Here is a 17,154-nt window from a genome sequence, read left to right as displayed (position 1 = left end):
ATGGCTAATCTAAAAATCTCATCTCTCTACAAGTCCTTTGGCGCCGAAAACGTGCTGGATGGAATTGATCTAAATATCAAGTCCGGCGAGTTCCTCGTATTGCTCGGCCCATCCGGCTGCGGAAAATCCACGCTTCTGCGCATCATGGCAGGGTTGGAAGATGAAAGCGCAGGCGACATCGCAATTGACGACAAGTCCATCGCTCACCTGCCACCTTCAAAGCGTGAAATCGCGATGGTATTCCAAACCTACGCTCTCTATCCGCATCTCAGTGTGCGTGGAAACATGGAGCTGGTGCTCAAACAGGCCGGTTACTCGAAGGCTGAGATCAAGGAGCGAGTGGCTGAAAGTGCAAGAGCATTGGAACTGGACGCATTGATGGACAGAAAGCCATCTCAGCTCTCAGGCGGTCAGCGCCAACGTGTTGCGATCGGTCGTGCAATTGTCCGAGACCCGAAGGTTTTTCTCTTTGATGAGCCTCTTTCCAATCTGGATGCTGCTTTACGCGGTCAGGTGCGTTTGGAAATTGCCCGCCTTCACCAACGCTTATCCGCCACAATGGTCTACGTAACCCACGATCAGGTGGAGGCTATGACACTGGCAGATCGGATTGTGGTGATGAATGATGGTGAGATCCAGCAAGTGGGAACGCCGCGAGATCTGTATGAACGACCAGCCAACCTGTTCGTCGCCAGCTTTATTGGTTCACCCACCATGAACTTCCTACAACTGGAGAAACTAACTGAAAACAGCGCTCAACTGAAGGACAGCACACAGCTTCCTGTTTCCAACAAGGCCTCGGTCATTCCATCGAATGTCATGCTCGGCATCCGCCCATCTCACTGCGCTTTGCATGACAAAGCAGGGGAGGGCTATCTGAAAGCCGAAGTCCTGCTTGAGGAGTATCTAGGCGACACCACCTATGTGCATGTTGAGCTGGAAACCAGTGAGCAAATGGTGGTTCGGGAGAACCCGGAAATACAGCGTCAGACTGGTGACGAAGTCTATGTGGAACTGGGCATTTCAGGCGTTCACCTGTTTAACGCAGACACGGGCAAGCGAATGGAAGTGAGCATCGTTGAGCCTGAAACAGCTTAACAGCTGAACTGAGGGGCAGTCTTGGTCCCTCAGTTTTCGTCAATCTGCGGTTTGTAGTCGAACTCAATAAACTGAAGAAACTTGCGCAGAATTTCGGTTTCATAGTTCTTTTTGTAGATGGCACAAAGGTCTGCAGGAATGTCTTCCTTCAGGCGAATAAACCGGACGTTCTTGGATTTCTGGCTGCGGAAGCAGTCACTGACCAGCGCAATCGCCTGTCCCGAAGCGACCAGTGCCAATAGCGTGCTTGGCTCCTGCACCTCAAAAGCAGCCTTAGGATAGAACCCCTGATCTTTGCAGCGGGCGATCAAAAATGGCGTTGAGTTGGACATACTGCGATCCAATACCGCCATTTCCTCATCTTTTAGCTCTTCCAGTGCGACCACCCTACGGTCCTTCAATGGGTGGGTGTTGGGAACTGCCAAAATAAGATTTTCTCGCACCAATACTTTGGAGTTCAAAGCTGGCTCATTGAGCGTATCGCCATAGCGACAAATGCCCAGATCGATGGTGCCTCCGTCGAGGGCTTCCTTCTGCTGATTAGGGGCCAGCTCTGTAAAATTTAGGGAACAATCTGGATGCTTGCCCTTGAAATCTGAAAGTAAGTTCGCAAATCCATCCAGGAAGGCACTGCTCACCATGCCAATGCTCAGGGTTGAGTTTTCGGCACGACCCTGCCGCTGCGTGTTGGTTATGGCGTAATCCAGCACCTTGAAAATCTGTTCACACTCACGCTTCAGCACGCGCCCTGCTGCTGTGAGAGAAACATTTCGGGAGTCTCGTTGAAAGAGTGATAGTCCAAGGGCAACTTCCAACTCTTTGATTTGTATGGACATCGGTGACTTAGAAATATGCAGCTCTTCCGCTGCGCGGCCAAAGTGCCCACTTACTGCAACTTGATGAAAGTAACGCAGCATACGCAAAGTAATGCGCCCGGATGTAATGAGATCGTGCATGAACTTGTTTTGTTGTTTTTATTTTTGTCCAGGTTGTAGCTCTTAAAGTTCTACTATTTTTATTCTATATGTTCTGCAAGAACTATAATCTACGAAATAGTCCTTATCTAGCGTGGTTTTCTACGTAATATTTTATAGTTTGTTTCGAAGTTCGAAACGATTGATATATTTAAAAAACTTAATAATTGCCTCTCAGGCAACTAGTTTGCCCTCACCGAAGGGAATTAGTTAAAAGGTGAGGCAAATTATGCAATTGGGTCAGTCCACATTCGCACCTACGCAAGGTGAGTGTGCTGCGCCTGTCGTATGCCTCGCTTCCATGGAGACCGACGGCTCTTACGCACGAACTCCCACCGTACGTACTCTGTCAGCAGCGGTAATTCCCTTTGAGGTATTGGAAGGTTCTACAACCGCAGGCGTTTTACATTGTTTTTCAATAGGAAAGCGTTTGTTGGATGCGGGTGGCCATCTCAACTGTCCACGTGAAGGTGGGTACGGTTAGTCGCCTTTCGGCACCTCAAAATTCTCCCCAACCATAATCAACAACTTACCTCAGAGCCTCTGGGAGGAGCTCATAATGTTCGCAACAGGTTTTCTTGGCATCGCTACACTGATCGTTATTGCTGTATTGGTTTCAACCAATCGCAAGGCGATCAACCTCCGCACCGTAGGTGGTGCGCTGGCTCTCCAGATCGGTATCGGCGCTTTCGTTCTTTACGTTCCAGCTGGCCGTGCCATTCTTCACGCAATGTCAACGGGCATTGCCGGTGTGATCGACAGTGGTCGTTCCGGTGTTAACTTCCTCTTCGGCAACCTCACCAACGGTTCACTTTCCGACACCGTTGGCTTCGTATTTGCCTTCAACGTGCTTTGCCTCGTTATCTTCTTCTCTGCACTGATTGCTGTTCTGTACCACCTCGGTGTTATGCAGATTGTTATTCGCGTCATCGGTGGTGGCATGGCGAAACTGCTGGGTACCTCCCAGGCAGAATCCATGTCTGCAGTTTCCAACGTGTTCGTGGGCCAGACTGAAGCTCCACTCGTTGTGAAGCCTTACATGCCAAAGATGTCCGACAGTGAGTTCTTCGCCATCATGTGTGGTGGTATGGCTTCTGTTGCAGGTACTGTTCTCGGCGGTTATGCGCTGATGGGCGTTAAGATCGAGTTCCTCCTCGCAGCATCCTTCATGCTGCTCCAGGTGGTCTTCTCTTCGCAAAACTGATCCTGCCAGAAACTGAAGAAACCAACTACACCGTTGAAAAAGACATGAGCTTTGGCGACGAAAAGCCAGAGAACGTGCTTGCTGCTGCTGGTCAGGGCGCAATGAACGGTCTCCAGCTTGCTGGCGCGATCGGTGCAAACCTGGTTGCAATGATCGGTCTGATCACTCTGGTGAACCTGATCCTCGGTGGTGTTGGTGATTTCGCTGGCTTCGATCTGTCTCTGGAAATGATCCTCGGCTGGATCTTCGCTCCAATCGCTTACCTTCTGGGTGTTCCAATGGCTGACATTGGTGTTGCAGGTTCCCTGATCGGTAAAAAGCTGGTTGTGAACGAGTTCGTCGCTTACCTCGACCTGAAGAACTACCTCGTAGATGCCACCGCAGTGGAAATGGGTCTGCCGGTCATTCAGGAAAAGACCAAAGCAATCGTTTCCTTCGCACTCTGCGGCTTCGCGAACATCTCTTCCATGGGTATTCTCATCGGTGGTCTGGGTGTTCTGGCTCCAAACCGCATGAACTTCATCGCGAAGTATGGTCCTCGCACACTGCTGGCTGCAACCTGCTCAAACCTCATGAGCGCAGCAATCGCGGGTATCTTTATCTCATTGGCAATGTAAGAGAGTTTTCTTCCTTAATCTCTGAATTGCCTGTGACGGGGGGAGCTTTGCTCTCCCCGTTTCTATTTGTGTCAGAAAAACAGACTGCGCTACGTTGGGGGTGTACGCGTCTCTGCTTCACAGGAAAGAAGCGTTACTCGTGAACGCCTTCTTCGATAACTTCTCGGGACCCTTGCGGAGGCATTTCCGGGAAAGCTGGAAGCTTTGGATCAACCTCATCCCAAGATGGTGCCCGGCTGGCATACACATTCACCTGAGGCTCAATAACCTCCGGCTGATCAACAGCTGATGCACGCACGAAGATCAGATCTGTCATAGATGAGTTCAGAGAGTACATCGCACTGCCACAGGTTGGGCAAAAGCCTCGTGTGACCACATTCCCGCTGTCGGCAGGTTTGTCGAAAAATGTGAGCTCTCCAGTCACTTCCACCGCTTCTTTAGGCAGGGCCGCATGGGTGCAATGCCCTGTCCCCGATGACTTACGACAGTCATCACAGTGGCAATGCGCGGCCATCTGCGGCTTCATTCTTGATTTCAGCTGTACATTCCCGCAAAGGCAAGACCCTGTAAATGCGCTTTCCATGATACTATCCTTAGTCTGAGTTGAGAGATGTTTTAGTGACTTGTAAATTGCAAGTTACTATTCACAATAGGAGAGAATGGCGGTATGTCAACCGAAAACCGTTCCGGCTGCCCCATCGCGAATACGCTAGATATCGTCGGAGACCGCTGGAGCCTTTTGATCCTGCGGGATATGTTCAACGGAAAAAAGATCTTCTCAGAGTTCCTGAGTTCACCGGAAAAGATCACGACAAGCGTTCTGACCGTTCGCCTGAATCAGCTGGAAGCGGCTGGCATGGTCACCAAAGAGCTCTACCAATCGAATCCCAAACGCTACCAATATCTGCTGTCAGATCGCGGCAAGGATATCTTGCCTGTGCTTCAGGAAATGTGTCGGTGGGCCAACAAGCACATGCCTGAAACGTGGATCCCACCAGAAAGCTTCATGCAGAAGCGCGTATAGAAAAAGGCTGGATGTGACATCCAGCCTTTCTCAAACTCCGTTGCCCCTTCTCGTCAGAACAGAACTGACGGCAACCAGGTTGCGATCTGAGGGAAGAACCAGACCAGCCCCATCCCGACAATCTGCAGCAGGATATAAGGCAGCACCCCCTTGTAGATCATACCTGTTGTGATCTCGGGCGGGGCCGCACCACGCAGATAAAACAGCGAGAACCCGAATGGTGGTGTCAGGAAGCTGGTCTGCAGGTTGATAGCGATCATCACAGAAAGCCAGATAGGATCAAAACCCATCATCAGCAGGGTAGGGCCAACGATCGGCAGTAGGATTACGGAGATCTCTACGAAATCCATGAAGAAGCCGAGGGCAAAAATCAGCGCCATCACAAACAGCAGGGCACCCATCTCACCGCCTGGCATTGCAGAGATCAGCTCCTCAATGCGAGCGTCACCACCAAGACCTCGGAAAATCAGAGAGAACACACTTGCCCCAATGATCGTCGCAAAGATCATCGCTGAGATGGAGAGTGTGTTGGTCATCACCGGCGCAAGCAGCTGAGATCGCCACATACGCATCACACTTTGAAGCAGACCGCTGATGCCAATGATCAGCAACACAATCGCAACACCAGCAAGGCCATAATCAGTGACAGTCAACTCGCTGCGTTGCAAGCGGATAGTGGTCATCCCAGCCAGCGCGATCACCGCCAGCAGAGCCACAACACTCGCACCAAGCAACACGTTGGATTTGCCATTACTCAGTCGGAAACCCGCCAACAGCAAAGCACCGACTGCACCAACCGCAGCCGCTTCTGTCGGTGTTGCAACACCACCCAGAATGGAACCCAGAACCGCAATAATCAGCGCGACTGGTGGGATCAGAACGGAAGCAATCCGACGCGCCGATGTCTCCCCTAGAACACGCTTGTCCATGGCAGGTGCAGAGCTCGGCTGCAAATAGGCGCGGATCAGCAGATAAACAATATAGACACCCACCAGCATCAGACCTGGAACCAGCGCAGCCGCAAAGGTTTGGCCTACGCTGATGGTCTCTACGGTGAATTTGCCTTCCGCAAATTGAGCCTGCTGATAGGCGTTGGACATCACTTCAGAAAGGATGATCAGCAGAGTGGATGGGGGAATGATCTGCCCGAGTGTGCCAGCGGTACACACAGTACCTGCCGCCAGCTTAGGATCATATCCATTACGCAGCATGGTCGGCAGAGCGATCAACGCCATGGTCACCACCGTTGCGCCCACAATACCGGTTGAGGCTGCCAGCAGTCCTCCCACAAGCACAACAGAGATCCCCAGACCACCGCGGAGCGAGCCGAACAGCTTGCCCATCTCTTCCAGCAAATCTTCTGCAATGCGACTGCGTTCAAGCACCAGCCCCATGAACACAAAGAGCGGGATTGCAATCAGTACGTTGTTAGTCATCGTACCGAAAATGCGCTGTGAAAGTGCACCCAGCAGCCCGGTATCAAACGCACCGGTCATCGCTCCAAGAATAGCAAAGAGCACGGCCACACCAGCGATGGTGAAGGCCACCGGATAGCCCAGCAGGATCGCAAAGCACAGGCCCGCGAACATGAATATGTCGAGAAACTCAGTCACAGCTTTGGCTCCTCAACATCAACGCCGCATAAAAACAGCCCATCCCTTAGAATGCCGGAGATGCCCTGAATAATCAGGAGGCCACAAAATGCAGGAACAAGGCTCTTAAGCAGGAAGCTTGCGGGAATACCGCCAACCGAAATCGGTCCTTCAAGGATCTTCCAGCTGTTGTAAACAAAGGGCCAGCTGATCCAGAGTAACAGACCAACAGTGGGTAGCAAAAAGAACAGTGCTCCGATCAGATTGATGATGGCTTTGGCCTTGGGAGACGCCTGCCCGTAAAAGATATCGACGCGTACATGCTTGTCAGCCAAAAGCGTATAGCCAGCGCCAAGCATGAAAACAGATGCATGCATGTAAAGCACGCCTTCGCCGAGGAAGATGTAGCTGACGCCAAACAGATAGCGCAGCAGAACGATCCCAAACTGCAACAGCAGCATGAGCAACGCAAACCAGCGGATGGTGTGGCCAACCAAGCGGTTGATTGCGTCGAGTTTCGAAACAACAGAGGTCATCGGTAAAATCCGATCAGGCCAGAGTATTTTCTTGGCTTTCCAGAGCGTATCTCAAAGCTATGGGAACCGATTATCGGCGGATGAGACGCGGCTGAACTGAAGAAAGCAGGAGAACAGCCGGGGCCAGAAGCCCCGACTTTGTGTCGTGCAGAAAATGTCAGCAAACAGGATGCTTGCCGGGTGACAGCTGCTTAACCGTAATTGATGTCCAGAAGGCGCATATTCATCTGGCCGTTATCTGCCAGAGGTTTGTATTCCTTCATGGATTCACGGTAGGTGAGGAAGCTCTCTGTGATGCGCTTCACCAGCTCGTCGTCATTTCCACGCAGTTCGCCGATGACTTCACCAGCAGCATTGCCCATCGCCAGCAGAACGTCTTCTGGCAAGTTCTTTACCATCACACCTTTTTCAGCAACCAGCTTCTTCAAAGCCTTAGCGTGATTGGTGGTGTATTCGGTCCAAACATCGTTGTAGAGCGACGAGCATGCGAACGCGACAACCTGCTTCAGGTCATCTGGCAGCGCATTGTAAGCCTCGGAGTTGACGGCACATTCTTCTGCGGAGCTTGGCTCGCCTACGCCCGGGAAGTAGTAGTTCTTGGCAACCTGATAGAAGCCAGAGCAGAGTCTGTCCAAGGGCCGATGAACTCACCAGCATCCAGTGTGCCAGTCTGCAGGGCCTGGAACATGTCACGTCCACCCATAGCCTGAACTGCCATACCCATCTTGGTGCACATTTCAGAAGCAAGACCAGTTGTACGGAAACGCAGACCTTTCAGGTCTTCAGCGGAGTTGATCTCGGTACGGAACCAGCCAGCAGCCTGAGGACCAGAGTTGCCACACAGGAACGGCTTCAGGTTAAAGCGCGCATACATTTCGTCATACAGCGCCTGACCACCACCATGTGCCATCCAGCCGTACTGCTCATCTGCGGTCAAACCGAATGGCTGAGAACCAAACAGCAAGAAGCCTTTGGACTTGGAGCCCCAGTAAGCAGGCACTGAGTGGTAAAGTTCTGCAGTCCCCTCCGATACTGCATCAAACACACCACGGCCTGGAACCAGTTCTCCAGCGGCATAGAGCTTAACCTCAATGCGACCACCGGAAAGCATGGTGATACGGTCTGCAAGCATCTGCGCTGCAACGCCAGGACCCGGAAGGTTCTTAGGCCACGAGGTGACCATCTTCCACTTGATCTTGTCGGAAGCTACAGCCGGAGCTGCCAGAGCAGAAGCAGCGGCGACGCCAGTTGCTGCAACACCTGCACCCTTAAGAAAATCACGTCTTTTCATAATTTTTCCCCTCAAAAATTAGAATAACAAGGGGCCGCAAAGCACGGTCCCTCATCGGTTTTTGTGTAAAGTCTGGAATGCCAAAAATACGCGGCTGAACCAGTTTGCCCGGAAACGGAAACTAAAACTTACCTAGGGCGAGTTTGTCGTACTGAATCAGTTACTTACCTAGAGAAGGTAAGTTCAAACCATTCTCCTTGGCGCAATCAATTGCCAATTGGTAGCCTGCGTCCGCATGGCGCATAACACCTGTCGCAGGGTCATTCCAAAGAACACGGCCAATCCGTTCGTCTGCGCCCGAAGTTCCGTCGCAGCAAATCACCATGCCGGAATGCTGGGAAAAGCCCATTCCAACGCCACCACCGTGGTGCAATGACACCCAGGTTGCGCCAGATGCTGTGTTCAGCAGAGCGTTGAGCAGAGGCCAGTCAGAAACAGCATCAGAGCCATCCATCATAGACTCAGTTTCACGGTTTGGAGAAGCCACGGATCCAGAATCCAGATGGTCACGACCAATCACCACCGGTGCCTTCAGCTCGCCGTTGCGAACCATTTCGTTGAAGGCAAGGCCGAGACGGTGACGCTGACCCAGACCAACCCAGCAAATACGCGCAGGCAGACCTTGGAAGGAAATACGCTCGCGCGCCATATCCAGCCAGTTGTGCAGGTGCGGATCATCTGGGATGAGTTCCTTCACCTTCTGGTCTGTTTTATAGATGTCCTCAGGATCACCTGAAAGTGCTGCCCAACGGAATGGACCAACACCTTTACAGAACAGCGGACGAATGTAAGCAGGCACAAAACCCGGGAAGTCGAAGGCATTCTCCAGGCCTTCCTCAAACGCCATCTGGCGGATGTTGTTGCCATAATCAACTGTTGGAATACCGCGCTCATGGAAGTCCAGCATCGCCTTCACATGCACTTTCATAGAAGCCCGTGCAGCTTTCTCAACGGCTTTAGGATCGCTCTCGCGCTTTTCCTTCCACTCTGCCATGGTCCAGCCCTGTGGCAGATAGCCATTGATTGGATCATGAGCGGAAGTCTGGTCAGTCACGATATCCGGACGAACGCCACGCTCAACAAGCTCAGCGAAGATGTCAGCGGCATTGCCGAGCAAGCCAACGGATTTGGCTTCACCAGCTGCCGTCCAGCGCTCAATCATCTCCAGCGCTTCATCAAGCGTCTTGGCTTTTTCATCGACGTATTTAGTGCGTAGGCGGAAATCGATGCTGTCTTCGTTACACTCAACGGCCAGACAGCAAGCACCAGCCATCACAGCAGCAAGTGGCTGAGCACCACCCATACCGCCAAGGCCGCCAGTCAGGATCCACTTGCCTTTCAGATCACCGCCGTAGTGCTGACGACCAGCCTCCACGAAGGTCTCATAAGTACCCTGAACAATGCCCTGAGAGCCAATATAGATCCACGAGCCAGCAGTCATCTGGCCGTACATTGCCAGACCTTTTTTATCCAGCTCGTTGAAGTGATCCCAGTTCGCCCAGTGTGGGACGAGGTTGGAGTTGGCGATCAGAACACGCGGTGCATTCTCATGCGTGCGGAACACGCCAACAGGCTTGCCGGATTGAACCAGCAAGGTCTCATCAGCTTCCAGATTCTTCAGCGTATCGACAATGGTGTCAAAGTCTTTCCATGTCCGTGCAGCGCGGCCAATGCCACCATAAACCACCAGTTCATGCGGGTTCTCAGCCACATCAGGATGCAGGTTGTTCATGAGCATGCGCATAGGCGCTTCTGTCAGCCAGCTCTTTGCGTTCAGCTCTGGTCCGGTTGGTGGAAAGATATCGCGGGTGTTCTTGCGAGGATCTTGAGTGAGCGTATCGGTCATGGTCGGCTCCGTTAGCGACTTGTGCTGGCGCTTGAAAATGCCCCTGCAAGGGCCTGCGCTTCTAACTGAGAAAGAATAGATTTGAGGGTGGCACGTGTTTTGTGAGCGTGCTCTGGAGCGTAAGCCCATGGGCTCTGCTCAAACATGTAAGCCCGCTGCGCAGTCTCCATCTGAATGGCGTGGATGCCAGTCTCAGGCTTGCCGTAGTGGCGAGTGGTCCAGCCACCTTTGAAGCGAGCATTCACCACCGTTTCTACGCTGGCATCTGCACGGCAGGCATCAATGGTGATCTGCTCAATCATCGGAGCGCAGGTCTGCCCAATATTGGTGCCAATGTTGAATACAGGTAACTCACCTTCAAACAGAAACGGAATGTTGGAGCGGATGGAATGGCAGTCATAAAGAACGGCCACACCAAACTTCTGCCTTACGCGCTCCAGCTCGTCCACAATCGCCTCATGATAAGGCGCGTGAAATGTAGCACGGCGCTCTTCAACTTCATCTTCTGATGGTTCCTGCCCATCACGATAGATCGGACGACCATCAAAGTCTGTCAGAGGGCAGAGTGTAGTGGTGTTCTGGCCGGGATAGAGCGAAACACCCGCAGGGTCGCGATTAGCATCAATCACATAGCGATGCACAGGCGTCTGGATCACACTGGCATTCTCAAGCAAACCATCATACAGGCGGTTGATGTGCCAATCCGTATCAGCCAGTGCTTGCCCGACAGAGTTGAACCTGTCCCAGATCGACAGCGGCACATCAGTACCACCATGCGGCTGAGCCAGCACTATCGGGCTGTCACCTTTTTTGATCAGTGGTGAGAAGGAGTAGGTCAATCAGGCCTCCTCTAGCTTAAAGAACTGAGCTTTGCTGGCAGCTTCAAAAATCCGGCCAGAAGCAACAAGCTTTGCAGCTTTCTCAAGATCCGGCGCCATGTAGCGATCGTCTTCCAGCTCTTCGATATCTTCGCGAACCGCAGCCACAACATCCTGCAGGATCGGGCTGGTTTTGAGTGGAATCCGGAACTCAATGCCCTGCGCCGCCATCAGCAACTCAATACCGATGATTTTGGAAAGGTTGGAGTTCATGTCGATCAAACGCCGTGCAGCATGGGTTGCCATGGAAACATGGTCTTCCTGATTGGCACTGGTCGGCGTGGAATCTACGGAACATGGCGCAGCCCGTTGCTTGTTTTCGCTGTAAAGTGCAGCAGACGTCACATCCGCAATCATGAAACCAGAGTTGAGACCCGGATTAGGTGTCAGGAAGGGCGGCAGCCCGTAGTTAAGTGCAGGGTCAACCAGCGTCGCAATCCGGCGCTGTGCAATTGCCCCAATTTCTGCAATAGCAAGCGCGGTCTGGTCCGCAGCAAACGCTACAGGTTCAGCATGGAAATTACCGCCAGAAACGACAGAACCGTCTTTGAACACCAGCGGGTTATCAGTCACCGCGTTCGCTTCAATCTCCAACGTATATCCCACTTGAGCGAGCAGCCCTAACACCGCGCCCATCACCTGTGGCTGACAGCGCAGGCAGTATGGATCCTGCACACGCTCATCATCCTCACGATGGCTTTCGCGAATTGCAGAACCAGACATCAGCTCGCGAATGGTAGCTGCAGCAGAAATCTGTCCTTTGTGGCCACGTAGCTCGTGGATTTCAGGACGGAATGGAGCACCAGAACCCATCAGCGCGTCTACGGACATCGCGCCGGTAATCAACGCAGTCTTTGCAAGGCGATGGGCCTGGAACAAACCGGCCAAAGCCAGAGCGGTCGACACCTGCGTTCCATTGATCAGCGCAAGGCCTTCTTTCGCTGCCAGCTGAATTGTCGGAATACCAGCCAGCTGCATCGCTTCTTTGCCAGAAACGCGCACGCCACCAAAGAACGCTTCGCCTTCGCCCAGCATCACCGCAGCCACGTGAGAAAGAGGTGCCAGATCACCGGAAGCACCAACACTGCCCTGACCCGGAACAACAGGCACAACGTTATGCTCCAGCATCTGCTCAAGGCACTCAATCAGCTCCCAACGAACACCAGATGCGCCACGCCCCAATGAGGCAAGTTTAAGCACAATCACCAAACGCACGATGTTTTGCGGCAGAACCTCACCAACACCGCAACAGTGGGAAAGAATGAGGTTTCTCTGCAGGGTAGCAGTATCTTCAGCCGGAATTTTAACCGAGGCAAGCTTACCAAAACCCGTGTTTACCCCATACACCGGCGTATCACCCTGTGCCGCGCTATGAACAATTGCAGCGGCTCGCTCAACACCGTCTTTGCAGGAGCGGTCCAGCTCGACATTCGTCTCTTCACGGTAGATCTGGCGAAGTTGAGTGAGAGTAAGTTCTCCCGGCTTTAAAACCAGCTTAGGTCTGGAAGAAGTGGAGGGGGAAGTCGTCATGAATGCCTCAGTGCTTAATTTGCTTGTGTTTTTGTGATGTCTTCGCCGAGGAAATACAGGCGATTCAGTGGGTTGAACCCGATGCGATAGGCCAGTTCGGCTGGCTCTTTCACATCCCAGATCGCAATGTTGGCCTGCTTGCCAGCTTCTAGCGTTCCGCAAAACTCAGATTGCCCCAATGCCTGCGCCGCATTGCGTGTGATGCCAGCCAAAGCTTCCTGCGGTGTCATGCGGAACAAGGTGCAAGCCATATTCATGCAAAGCAGGAGCGAGGTAAGGGGAGAAGATCCCGGGTTAGCATCTGTCGCCAACGCAATTGGAACGCCAGCATCCCGCAACTCCTGAAGGGGAGGATACTGAGTTTCGCGCAGAAAGTAGAACGCACCCGGTAACAGAACGGCAACGGTGCCCGCATCCTTCATAGCCTGAATGCCAGCAGCATCCAGATACTCCAGATGGTCGGCGGAAAGTGCTTTGTGGCTGGCAGCCATTGCAGTACCGCCAAGGTTGGAAAGCTGCTCGGAGTGGATCTTGACCGGAAGGCCGAGCTCCTGCGCACGATCAAACACACGGCTCACTTGCTCAGGAGAAAAGGCAATGCCTTCACAAAATGCATCAACCGCATCAGCCAGATTTTCTGCTTTGACAGCCGGAAGTACCTCATCGCAGACAAAGCTGATGTAATCGTCACTGCGTCCTTCATACTCTGGCGGCAACGCATGTGCGCCGAGGAAAGTGGTCAGCACTTTGACAGGACGAAGTTCGCCAATCTTTCGCGCAACACGCAGCATTTTCAGCTCTGTATCAAGATCCAATCCGTATCCCGATTTGATCTCCAGAAGCGTTACACCTTCTGCCAGCAACGCATCAACGCGTGGCAATGCACTTGCCAAGAGCTCTTCTTCATTGGCGGCACGTGTTGCAGATACCGTAGAACGGATGCCCCCACCCGCACGGGCGATCTCTTCGTACGTCGCACCATTCAACCGCATCTCAAACTCGCGAGCGCGGGAACCGCCGTAGACGATATGCGTGTGGCAATCGATGAGAGAAGGAGTGGCAAGGCGTCCGTTCAGATCTACCTGAGGTGCGTCTTTCCATTCCTCCGGCAGCTCCTTTGCAGGGCCAATCCAGCTGATGGAATCTGCCTCAATCGCAATGGCGGCATCGTGGATCAGGCCATAGCCATCTGCCTGTGCAGACAGAGTTGCAGCCGTCAGGTTGGTGAGTACGGTTCTCCCGCTTGTCATGGACCTCCCGAGATTCCACGTGAATTCACTTCAGTAAAAATCTACATGGAAATCGCTTAATGTCTATACATAAAAAATATGCAGTGTGAGTAATTTTTAGCCTAACCCAGCAGTATCAATTAAATAAATAGCTAAATTCAGCCATTTTAACCTTTGTCTGGTGATATCTTAGAAAAAGAGGATGGTTGTGTGAGGTGCATTTATGTATATGCTTATTACTGCAAAAATGATCTGAATTGATCGACGTTTCACATCAAACTATTGAGTGAGCAATGAAAACCATCTTCGCAGGGCAGGCTTTACTCCCCACTGGTCTTACCGAGAATGTGCGTTTGCACCTGAACGCTGACGGCACCATAAAAACCGTTGAGACCGGCGTGACGCCTGAAGGTGAAGAGGTTTCTGGCAAAAACAGGATGATCTGTCCGGCCCCTGCCAATCTGCACTCGCACGCCTTCCAACGGGCAATGGCAGGCATGACCGAAGTTCGCCAGAAGGGGAAGGATAGTTTCTGGACATGGCGCGAGCTGATGTATCGGTTTCTGGGGCAATTGCGCCCGGAACAGGTCGAGGCAATCGCCGCGCTGGTTTACATGGAGATGTTAGAGGCTGGGTACGCCAGTGTTGGCGAGTTCCACTACCTTCATCACCAGCCAGATGGAACGCCTTACGACAACCTCGCAGAAATGAGCCTCCGCATATTTGCCGCTGCCAATCAAACAGGCATCGGCCTCACTCATTTGCCGGTTCTTTACTCCTACGGTGGTGCTGGCGAGCAGCCTTTAAGCGGCGGACAACTACGGTTCGGCAATGATCTGGAACGCCACCTGCAACTCATTGAAGAAGCGTCGAAATCCCTAACGATATCTCTGCCGGCAGATTGCCAGTTCGGCATCGCGCCGCATTCTCTGCGCGCGACCAATCCCGATCAGTTGCGTGAGATTGCATCCGTCTTTGCTGGCAAGCCAGTGCACATCCACATCTCAGAGCAGATGAAGGAAGTCGAAGCTGTTCAAGAATGGCTTGGGGCACGCCCAATCGAATGGCTGCTGAACAACGTTGATGTCCGCAACAACTGGTGTTTCGTACACGCCACCCATATGACCACAGAAGAAACTGTGGCTATGGCAAAAGCTGGTGCCGTAGCGGGCCTGTGCCCAATCACCGAAGCAAACCTTGGCGATGGCATATTCAACGGGCCGACCTTCATCGAAGCAGGTGGTGTCTATGGTGTTGGTTCTGACAGCAACCTGCGCATCTCACTTTCTGAGGAACTGCGCGTGCTGGAATACAGCCAGCGCCTGCGTGATCAGTCCCGAAATGTCATGTTGAACGGCGAAGGATCTGTTGGCACCGCCATGTATCAGGCCGCAGCCAAAGGTGGAGCTCAGGCTTTGGGTCGCAGCACTGGTGAGCTCAAAGAAGGCAGCCTCGCAGATGTCGTCGCGATTGATACAGCACGGGTGGAGTTCACCGGCCTGAGGCCAGACCAATATCTGGATTATTGGATTTTTGCAGGTGATGATCGTGTCGTAACTGATGTCTGGTCCGCCGGACGACACATGGTGAAGGATGGGCAGCACATCCACCGCGCAGCTATCACCGCTAAATACAGAGAACAGCTTGCAGTTTTGCTGGAAGCAGCCTAACAACGCCCAAATTCATTTTCTTGAAAACGACAGGAAGAGCGCTTGCGATCCTATAAGGAAATCAGAGGCATTTTGCAGGAGAGGATCACCAGCCAGCAATGGCAGCCGGGTGATCTGCTGCCAAGCGAACAAGCGCTCTCAGAGGAGTTTGGCTGTACCCGTGCAACCGTCAACCGCGCCATGCGGGAGCTTGCTGATGCAGGCTGGTTGAACGCCGCCGCAAGGCCGGAACCCGTGTTGTCCAGCCCAAGTCTCACCCTGCAACCATCACCATTCCGGTCATCCGGCAGGAGATCGAGAACAAAGGTCAAGCCTACAAGTATCTGCTTTTGGAGCGTCTGGAAGCTTTGCCACCAGAAGACGCCCGCATCCAGCTTGGACTGAACCAGAATGAAAAGGCTCTCTTCCTGAAAAGCCTGCATTATGGGGATGGCATCCCTCAGCAGTTGGATGTCCGCTGGATCAACCTCTCTGCATTGCCAGAAGCTACTGAGGAAAGCTTTGCAGATATTGGCCCCAACGAGTGGCTACTGCAGCGTGTCCCTCATCCAAGCATTGAACATGTCTTCCGTGCGGACAAAGCCACAGCTGAAGAGCAACGACTGCTCCAGCTGGAAGACTGCGAGCCCGTGTTCACCATCGAGCGCCGTACTTGGATTTCAGGGCAGGGCATCACTTACGTGCGGCTAGTACATCCTGGCAGTCGTTATCACATGGCTACGCGTAGCTCGGATGAGCCGATCTTCAGCTAGTCTTCTGCTTCTCTTTTTGCACCAACTGAGCGAAGTGATCTTCCAGCCGGATTTTGCCATAGCATTTGCCGATCATATCCATCCGCATCGCGCTCAGGAAAAACTGGATTGGGCCGTACGTCTTCGCTGAGGTGAAAGTCTCCAGAAGCCGCTGCAAAGCAACGCTAATCCAGTTGGGCAGATGCGTGATCTTGGCTTTCTTCTGCAGGCTCTTAAAGGCAATCTCAGCCAGCTCGTTGTGGGTATACTTCACCGGCCCGCCTACTTCAGCATAAGCCTGGCCGTCCTTGATAATGTCGAAGCAAGCTGCAGCCAGATCAGCACCGTGGATAGGGTTGATCCGATAATCACCCGAACCAAACATGTAGACCCGCCCGGACTTTGCCATTCCAAAAAACTCCTCCAGATCAGAGAAGTAACCACTGGGTGAAATCACGGTGCTTTTGATTGGGGCAGCCTGAAGAGCCTCCACAAAATGCTGCTTTGCACGCACCAGCTGAACATCCAGTAACTTGGTCGCGTTCAGAACATGAATGTAAGCAAACTGAGGGACACTGTTCTCAACCGCCAGATCTAACAGGTTCTTATTGGCCTGATAATCAACGTCGTTGTAACTCAGGCCGTCTTTCTGGCGCGTGATACCGAGAGCAGAAATGACCAGATCAGCATTATCCATCAATCCATGCAGGCTGGCGGGTTTAGTCGCTTCTCCCTCAAAAAACTCACTGGCGTCAAGGCCCTTTGCACGAGCAGACTGCTCATCGCGGACAAGAGCACGAACGTGCCAACCCTGTTTTCTGTAGTAGGAAACGAGATAGGAGCCCAGATAACCAGTTGCGCCTGCAATAACGACACTCTTCATGGCAATTCCCTCAAATATTAGGTGCCGCAAAAGGTCGGCAGCCGGGGAAAA

General features: G+C 52.7%; 16 protein-coding genes and 1 pseudogene. 7 read left to right on the top strand and 10 right to left on the bottom strand.

Features of this window, described 5'->3' with window-relative positions:
• The gene (locus JCM12308_RS21485) at positions 1-1,098 is read left to right on the top strand and encodes an ABC transporter ATP-binding protein (protein ID WP_054785027.1); all 1,098 of its coding nucleotides are present in this window, start codon (positions 1-3) and stop codon (positions 1,096-1,098) included.
• A 29-nt stretch (positions 1,099-1,127) separates the two neighbouring features.
• Here the strand turns inward: JCM12308_RS21485 and JCM12308_RS21480 are convergent, their stop codons facing one another.
• On the bottom strand, positions 1,128-2,054 hold the full coding sequence (locus JCM12308_RS21480; RefSeq protein WP_054785026.1) for a LysR substrate-binding domain-containing protein: 927 nt from the start codon (positions 2,052-2,054) through the stop codon (positions 1,128-1,130).
• 577 nt (positions 2,055-2,631) lie between these two features.
• On the opposite strand from JCM12308_RS21480, the gene JCM12308_RS30725 reads away from it, so the two are divergent.
• Together JCM12308_RS30725 and JCM12308_RS30720 are read left to right on the top strand one after the other, a co-directional pair.
• Positions 2,632-3,276: a Na+ dependent nucleoside transporter N-terminal domain-containing protein gene (locus JCM12308_RS30725; RefSeq protein WP_208978840.1), complete on the top strand. Its 645-nt coding sequence runs from the start codon at positions 2,632-2,634 to the stop codon at positions 3,274-3,276.
• Positions 3,234-3,893, top strand: a complete 660-nt coding sequence (locus tag JCM12308_RS30720; protein WP_208978848.1) for a nucleoside transporter C-terminal domain-containing protein — start codon at positions 3,234-3,236, stop codon at positions 3,891-3,893. The genes JCM12308_RS30725 and JCM12308_RS30720 overlap by 43 nt, the downstream gene beginning before the upstream one ends.
• Positions 3,894-4,026: 133 nt before the next feature.
• Here the strand turns inward: JCM12308_RS30720 and JCM12308_RS21470 are convergent, their stop codons facing one another.
• Entirely contained in the window at positions 4,027-4,476 is a 450-nt protein-coding gene (locus JCM12308_RS21470; protein WP_054785025.1) for a GFA family protein, read from the bottom strand.
• 84 nt (positions 4,477-4,560) lie between these two features.
• Between JCM12308_RS21470 and JCM12308_RS21465 the strand changes: the two genes are divergently transcribed.
• Entirely contained in the window at positions 4,561-4,917 is a 357-nt protein-coding gene (locus tag JCM12308_RS21465) for a winged helix-turn-helix transcriptional regulator (RefSeq protein WP_014283769.1), read from the top strand.
• A gap of 53 nt (positions 4,918-4,970) precedes the next feature.
• On the opposite strand, the gene JCM12308_RS21460 is transcribed toward JCM12308_RS21465, so the two are convergent.
• The 7 genes and pseudogenes from JCM12308_RS21460 to hutI form a co-directional block, all read right to left on the bottom strand.
• On the bottom strand, positions 4,971-6,530 hold the full coding sequence (locus JCM12308_RS21460) for a TRAP transporter large permease (protein WP_083417180.1): 1,560 nt from the start codon (positions 6,528-6,530) through the stop codon (positions 4,971-4,973).
• Positions 6,527-7,045 carry a TRAP transporter small permease subunit gene (locus JCM12308_RS21455; protein ID WP_054785024.1) on the bottom strand — a complete coding sequence of 173 codons (519 nt, stop codon included), beginning with the start codon at positions 7,043-7,045 and terminating at the stop codon, positions 6,527-6,529. The genes JCM12308_RS21460 and JCM12308_RS21455 overlap by 4 nt, the downstream gene beginning before the upstream one ends.
• 191 nt (positions 7,046-7,236) lie before the next feature.
• Positions 7,237-8,336: pseudogene (locus tag JCM12308_RS21450) on the bottom strand (TRAP transporter substrate-binding protein).
• 160 nt (positions 8,337-8,496) lie between these two features.
• A complete protein-coding gene (hutU, locus tag JCM12308_RS21445) occupies positions 8,497-10,182 on the bottom strand; it encodes a urocanate hydratase (RefSeq protein WP_054785023.1) in 1,686 nt (561 codons plus the stop codon).
• A gap of 11 nt (positions 10,183-10,193) precedes the next feature.
• On the bottom strand, positions 10,194-11,021 hold the full coding sequence (hutG, locus tag JCM12308_RS21440; RefSeq protein WP_083417178.1) for an N-formylglutamate deformylase: 828 nt from the start codon (positions 11,019-11,021) through the stop codon (positions 10,194-10,196).
• On the bottom strand, positions 11,022-12,590 hold the full coding sequence (hutH, locus tag JCM12308_RS21435; RefSeq protein WP_054785022.1) for a histidine ammonia-lyase: 1,569 nt from the start codon (positions 12,588-12,590) through the stop codon (positions 11,022-11,024).
• Positions 12,591-12,604: 14 nt separating this feature from the next.
• Entirely contained in the window at positions 12,605-13,840 is a 1,236-nt protein-coding gene (gene hutI, locus JCM12308_RS21430; RefSeq protein WP_054785021.1) for an imidazolonepropionase, read from the bottom strand.
• 272 nt (positions 13,841-14,112) lie between these two features.
• Between hutI and JCM12308_RS21425 the strand changes: the two genes are divergently transcribed.
• The 3 genes from JCM12308_RS21425 to JCM12308_RS30710 are packed head-to-tail and all read left to right on the top strand — an operon-like array spanning position 14,113 to position 16,241.
• Positions 14,113-15,489 (top strand): formimidoylglutamate deiminase, encoded by a 1,377-nt coding sequence (locus tag JCM12308_RS21425; RefSeq protein ID WP_054785020.1) that lies wholly within the window; start codon positions 14,113-14,115, stop codon positions 15,487-15,489.
• A 42-nt stretch (positions 15,490-15,531) separates the two neighbouring features.
• Positions 15,532-15,873, top strand: a complete 342-nt coding sequence (locus JCM12308_RS30715; RefSeq protein ID WP_208978839.1) for a GntR family transcriptional regulator — start codon at positions 15,532-15,534, stop codon at positions 15,871-15,873.
• Complete coding sequence (locus tag JCM12308_RS30710; protein WP_208978838.1) at positions 15,819-16,241, top strand: UTRA domain-containing protein; 423 nt, start codon at positions 15,819-15,821, stop codon at positions 16,239-16,241. The genes JCM12308_RS30715 and JCM12308_RS30710 overlap by 55 nt, the downstream gene beginning before the upstream one ends.
• On the opposite strand, the gene JCM12308_RS21415 is transcribed toward JCM12308_RS30710, so the two are convergent.
• The gene (locus JCM12308_RS21415; protein WP_054785019.1) at positions 16,234-17,103 is read right to left on the bottom strand and encodes an SDR family oxidoreductase; all 870 of its coding nucleotides are present in this window, start codon (positions 17,101-17,103) and stop codon (positions 16,234-16,236) included. The genes JCM12308_RS30710 and JCM12308_RS21415 overlap by 8 nt on opposite strands.
• Positions 17,104-17,154: the final 51 nt, after the last annotated feature.

This window comes from Pseudovibrio denitrificans JCM 12308 (genome assembly GCF_001310815.1).
In the GTDB taxonomy this organism is placed as follows: domain Bacteria; phylum Pseudomonadota; class Alphaproteobacteria; order Rhizobiales; family Stappiaceae; genus Pseudovibrio; species Pseudovibrio denitrificans.
This window is presented reverse-complemented; position numbering and strand designations above follow the sequence as displayed.